The sequence below is a fragment of the Polynucleobacter sp. Latsch14-2 genome, from assembly GCF_018881925.1.
GTDB lineage: Bacteria > Pseudomonadota > Gammaproteobacteria > Burkholderiales > Burkholderiaceae > Polynucleobacter.
This window is the reverse complement of sequence record NZ_JACVPL010000029.1, coordinates 1-5,861: the sequence shown is the minus strand read 5'-3', so window position 1 is coordinate 5,861 and position 5,861 is coordinate 1. Positions and strand designations below refer to the sequence as shown.

At 42.8% G+C, this 5,861-nt stretch carries 5 protein-coding genes; 3 read left to right on the top strand and 2 right to left on the bottom strand.

Annotated elements, in window-relative coordinates:
* The coding region (locus ICN46_RS11690; protein WP_215336448.1) for an integrase core domain-containing protein at window positions 1–112 on the top strand (112 nt) is incomplete at its 5' end.
* 368 nt (window positions 113–480) lie between these two features.
* On the opposite strand, the gene ICN46_RS11685 is transcribed toward ICN46_RS11690, so the two are convergent.
* Complete coding sequence (locus tag ICN46_RS11685) at window positions 481–1,692, bottom strand: tyrosine-type recombinase/integrase (protein WP_216209032.1); 1,212 nt, start codon at window positions 1,690–1,692, stop codon at window positions 481–483.
* Window positions 1,693–2,057: 365 nt separating this feature from the next.
* Here ICN46_RS11685 and ICN46_RS11680 point away from each other — a divergent pair, with 365 nt between their 5' ends.
* Both ICN46_RS11680 and ICN46_RS11675 read left to right on the top strand, forming a co-directional pair.
* Window positions 2,058–3,512, top strand: a complete 1,455-nt coding sequence (locus ICN46_RS11680) for a sensor histidine kinase (protein WP_216209028.1) — start codon at window positions 2,058–2,060, stop codon at window positions 3,510–3,512.
* Between the two features lie 85 nt (window positions 3,513–3,597).
* On the top strand, window positions 3,598–5,697 hold the full coding sequence (locus tag ICN46_RS11675) for an alkyl/aryl-sulfatase (RefSeq protein ID WP_216209025.1): 2,100 nt from the start codon (window positions 3,598–3,600) through the stop codon (window positions 5,695–5,697).
* 72 nt (window positions 5,698–5,769) lie between these two features.
* On the opposite strand, the gene ICN46_RS11670 is transcribed toward ICN46_RS11675, so the two are convergent.
* Window positions 5,770–5,861: IS3 family transposase (locus ICN46_RS11670; protein WP_216209036.1), on the bottom strand; the 92-nt coding region annotated here is incomplete at its 5' end.

The following is a 5,861-nucleotide window of genomic DNA, read 5'->3' as shown; positions in this document are numbered from 1 at the left end:
AAACTGGATCACCATTTACAACGAAGAAAGACCGCACAGCTCTCTTGGCAGAATATCGCCTAGAGACTATCGAGCACAGGCAGAAAACAACACTTTAGGAATGTCGGCTTGACGGGGGATACTACATATAGGGCTGTAAATTTTTTATCTATTAGCAGGTGATGGTGATACCACTCAACTAGCATTTCAGCCTTTGTAACTCTTGCCCTCAATTCATCCATGGATAGGCTGGAATCAAGACTTTTTAGTCTTCTACTAAATTCTTTTTTTGATTCCGACCCAGAATCTGGCAATAACTTTTCTAATGGACTATTTGCTGTAGCAAATGATTCAAAAGCTAGGTTTCTTATGTTTAGATATGTTTCTGCTTGCTGGTCTGCTGTTGTTTTCTTCTTTGTAGCTTTACTCAACGCCTTGCCAGATTTGAAAATTTGGGGTTTATTTTCCATTTCTTTTAACTTTCTATTGGGATAGCCCTAATTAAGCAACCTTTAGATCTATTACATTTCTGAATAAGGTTGAATTGCAAAATACCTCCCAATCACTCAGAAGAAGTCTTCTACGCTCAAAAAGATCGCCTCTCCGATAGGCTGCTTCAACCTTGTTTCCAACAGTATGAGCCAGAGCCATTTCCGCCACCTCTGGAGAGTGCTGAGTTTCTTCGGATACCCAGTCCCTGAAGGTTGATCTAAAACCATGAACTGTTACATCTACTCCCAGCCTTCTAAGCATCATTGGCATAGCCATATTGGATAATTTTTTACCATTTCTAGAAAAAAGGTAAGGACTATCTTTGTCCAATTGGCTAGCAATAGATAGAATTTCTTGTGACCTTTGACAAAGCGGTACTCGATGCTCGATCCTTGCTTTCATTCTTTCTGCTGGAATTACCCATACCCCATCGTTAACTTCCGCTCTTAAAGCTTCTGTAACTTCGCTAGTTCGATTGGCATTAAGAATCAAGAACTCTAAAGCCAACGCAGAGATACCCTCAACTTCTCGCAGGTTAGCGATGAAGTTCGGTAATACTCGGTAAGGCATAGCTTTATGGTGTTTAACCTTTCTAAATCTCTTAGGCGCTGGAAGGATAGTTTGGAGCAATCCTCTCCACAGGGCAGGGTTCATGCCAGTTCGTAATTTTCGGGTTGTTGCAGCCGCCAGAATCCACTCTAAGCGACCTCGCAGCCGACTGGCAGTTTCTGTCTTTTTTTCCCAGATGGGGGTGAGTATCTTGAGAATGTCGTCCATGTCTATCTCATCAAGCCTTTTATGACCAATTACTGGAAAGGCAAATTCTCTTAGGCTGTATTCCCATTGAGCTGCATGTTTTTCACTCGACCATTCGATTCTCTTGCTTTTAATGATTTGCAATGCAAATTCTTCAAAGTTGACCGATAGAGCCGCTTCCTGTTTCTTTGCAATCTTTTCTATATTCTTTGCTGAGATGGGGTTAATACCCTTATTTAATTTATCTCTAGCAAGTTGAGCTTTAAGTCTTGCATCTGCAATGGATAGGTCTTGAAAGCTCCCTAGTGACATGTTTTGTTGCTTGCCAGTATGGGTATATCGAAAGATCCAGTATTTTGTTCCATTAATCTTTACCCATAAATGAAGACCCTTTACCAAGGCATCTGTATATCTCCCTGCCTTTTTAAGGTTTTTTACTGTTTGAAAATCAAAATTAAGTGCCATTTCTTATCCTTTTATTACCAATTTAGTTACCAAAAACTCCTTCCATAACTGGATGGGGAGCATCGAACTTCAATATATGGATTTAGAAAGGCTAGGGCAAAAACATCTCTAAAGAGATGTGCGTTTATTCAATTAAATAAAAGGGGATGTAGCAACTAGCAGGTTATATTTTGGTGTGAAGCAGTCTAAAGCCATATATAGTTAGGCTACGACACCTCTTCCGCCAGCACCCTAGCTATTATCAAAGTCAACCAGTTGGGGGGCTTTTTTATTGCCCAAGCGCTGCCGTCAGAAGAAGTGACTTAATTTCGGAGTGGCACATCAAAGCTGTGAATTCTTAACGCCAGCGTTGTACGATAGCTTCTATGAAGCTTCTCATCGCTCTCTACTTTTATATCCTAGCCACGATTCAGCTCGGCTTGTTTTTGGGTATTTATCACTATTACCGCTCTCAAAACGCTATTAAGCCCAGTCCATACTGGATGAGTTCTTTGGTAGTGAGTATTTTGGCTATGGGCACATTTGGCACCGGGATTGTGACGCTTAATGATGCTGCAAGGCCTGATTTCATTTTCACTGTGGCTAATACGCTCTTTTACATAGCCGCTATTTTGCAGTTATTGTTTTGCCGCTCACTTACTCAGCCTATCAGTAGGGCTCTAAAAATAGCCTTTATATTCTCGGCGATTGTTTTTCTGCCGATCTTTGAATTCATGCGGACTAACGCCACATTTGAGTTGCGCACTACTTTTATGTGCCTGATTGCAGGTAGTTTTTTTGTTTTGCAAATTACGCAACTTGGAAAGAAAAGAAAGTCTGCGCCATCTAGACAATTGGAGTATTTGCAATATGCCACGATTGCGGAGCTTTTTTTTGCAGCAGGGCGCTTGGGTATTTTAGTGATTTCTGGGCTAACGATTCACCAGGTTGAACAAATCCCGCAAATCTTGATTCTCTTTACGGTTGCACAAATGGTAATGAATACTCTGTCCTATATAGCAATCAGTGGCTATTGGTCTGAAAAGATAGCGATTGCAAATGTACATTCAGAGGTTGAGAATGAAAGAATTCGACAGCTACTTCTGGAGAGGGAGGGTTTAATTACCTCGCTACTTAGGGCTAATAAAACAGCGGCAACTGGAGCGCTATCTGCATCTATCGCTCATGAGTTGAACCAGCCATTGGGGGCAAGCGCATTAAATATTCAATTCCTGCAGAAAAAATTATTGGATGGGGGAATTAACCCGGCACTTGAAAAGGAGGTGCTGGAAAAATTATTGTCTGATAATGAGCGTGCTGCCACTATTATTAAGTCGCTTAGGTCTATTTTTACGGAATCAAAATTACATCATGAGATGGTAAATGTGCGAGACCTCATTGACTCTATTTTGCAGATTGCTAAACCCGAAATTCAGTCAAAAAATATTCAAATCGTTTTGAAGCATGGTGATAATCTGGTTGTATCTGCAAATCGCGGTGAATTACAGCAGGTAGTTCTCAATTTGTTAAATAATGCCATCCGAGCTTTGAATAACTCCAGTCAGCAAGACAAAAGAATTGTGATTGAAACGCAGACTGTATTGGATGGCTTTGAGTTTTCAATTGCAGATAATGGTAGCGGGATTTCAGCTGAGGCTCGCTCACATTTATTCGAATTGCTTAATCCCAATAAAGGTGTCGATGCCGGTATGGGTCTTGGGCTTTGGCTTTGCCAGCATATTGTGACGCGACATGGTGGACGTATTGATTACGAGGATGCACCTGGCGGCGGAGCTCTATTTAAGTTATTTCTTCCCAATGAGAGTCCCGAGAATTTCTGATGGATATTAGTCCTAAGGCTAATTGCTTCAACATCTTACCGTGTATACATTCAATCGATATAAATTCAAACCTAAGAGCTGAACTATGAAGACGAAATTGAGCTTAATTGCTGTAGCTATGACATTGATGTTTACAAACTCCACTATGGCTGCTGGAGGCGGTGGCGTAGTCGTTGATCCCGGTGCAATGCAAGGCAAGCATTTTGATGTCAAGGGTAAGGCGCCATCTAGCTATACGATTGAGTTACAAAATGGCCTGCGCAAGTCACTACCGTTTGATGACAAACGTGATTTTGAGGAGGCGCAAAAAGGCTTTATTGCTGCTCCAGCTTATAAACAGATCATGGCTGATGCTGGCAATGTTGCCTGGGATATGGGTAGTTATGAATTCTTGCTGCAAGGCAAGGACTTTGATAGCGTGCACCCTTCATTGCAGCGTCAAGCCATCCTCAATATGGCTTATGGGCTTTATGAGGTGGTGCCAGGAAAAATTTATCAAGTCCGCGGTTTCGACTTAGCCAATATTAGCTTTGTAAAGACGGATACGGGCTGGATTGTGTTTGATCCCTTGACCGCCAGAGAAACTGCTCGTGCAGCGCTTGAGTTGGTGAATGAAAAGCTTGGTAAGCGTCCTGTGGTGGCGGTGGTGTATTCACATTCTCATGGCGATCACTTTGGTGGGGTGCGTGGGGTGGTTGATGAAGCGGATGTTAAAAGTGGCAAGGTAAAAGTCATTGCTCCGGCAGGGTTTATGGATCACGCCGTTGCTGAAAATGTCTACGCGGGTAATGCTATGACGCGTCGCATGTACTTTCAGTATGGGGTTTTATTGCCACGCAGTCCATTTGGTCACGTCGATCAATCGATAGGTAAAAACACGGCTGCTGGCAACCTGGGTTTAATCGAGCCTAATGTTTACATCAATCAACCCTTTGAAAAAATGACAGTTGATGGTGTAGAGATGGAATTTCAGAATACGCCCGGCACCGAAGCGCCCGCCGAGATGAATACCTACTTTCCGCAATTCAAAGCGTTCTGGGCTGCTGAAAATATCACCGGCACTATTCATAATATTTACACCTTGCGTGGCGCCTTGGTGCGTGATGCCTTGGCATGGTCAAAGAATATCAATAATGCTTTATATCGCTTTGGTAATGAGGCTCAAGTGATGTTTGCCTCACACAGTTGGCCGCGTTGGGGAAATGAGCGGATTCAGGAGGTGATGCGCACTCAACGTGATAGCTATGCCCACCTCAATAATGAAGTGCTTCACTTGGCAAACAATGGTGTCACCATTAATGAAGTACATAACATCTACAAACAACCAGAGAGTCTGAAAACCCAATGGGCTGCGCATAGTTACCACGGCTCTGAAGAGCACAATAGTAGAGCAGTAATTAACCGCTATTTAGGTTACTGGGATGCCAACCCTGCGACTTTAATACCCTTATCGCCAAAAGACTCGGCACCGCTGTATGTAGAGATGATGGGTGGCTCTAAAAAAATCATAGCAAAAGGTGCCCAGCTCTACAAACAGGGCAAGTACCGTGAGGCAATGGAGATTGTGAATAAGTTGGTTTACGCTGAGCCCAATAATGTCGCCGCCAAAGATCTTCTGGCTGATATCTTTGAGCAAATTGGCTATCAAAAAGAAAGCCCTAGTGTGCGCAATAGTTTTTTGGGTGCTGCTTATGAGTTACGTCATGGCATGCCTGCGGGTGCTTCGCCAAAATCCAATGGTCCCGACATGATCAAAGCGATGACCACGGAATTATGGCTTAATTCATTAGCAATCAGCATGGATAGCAAAAAAGCAGCCGGTATGAACTTTGTTATCAATCTCTCTACGCCAGATAATGGTGAAAAGTTTGTAGTTGAAATGAGTAACTCCACGCTCACCAACATTAAAGGTCAACAGGCTCAGAACCCAACACTCGCAATTACTTTAAATCGCGGCGACCTTGAGCGGGTGATGGGCGGCCAAACTACCTTTGATCAATTGCTTGTAGAAGGCAGGGTTAAATTTGATGGTGATCGCAAGACATTTGATCAGCTCAAAAGTACTTTAACTATTTTCGTTCCTGACTTTGAACTGATGCCCGGCACCAAAGTAAAAGGTTCAGAAGTGCAGTCTAACAAGGATCCGTTTGCGGTTCAGGAGCTGGCAGTTACTGCTGGCGAATAATTTTTAGTCAGTGAACCGTTGGCAAAATAAAGGGCTCCTGGTGAACTGACCCACAAAAGTTGGACAGTTTAATTAGGTTAGCACGAGGGATTGAGTTCGGTAATTAACCGGGCTCAATCCCTTCAGTTTTTGTTTGATCCGATCATGGTTGTAATAGTCGATAT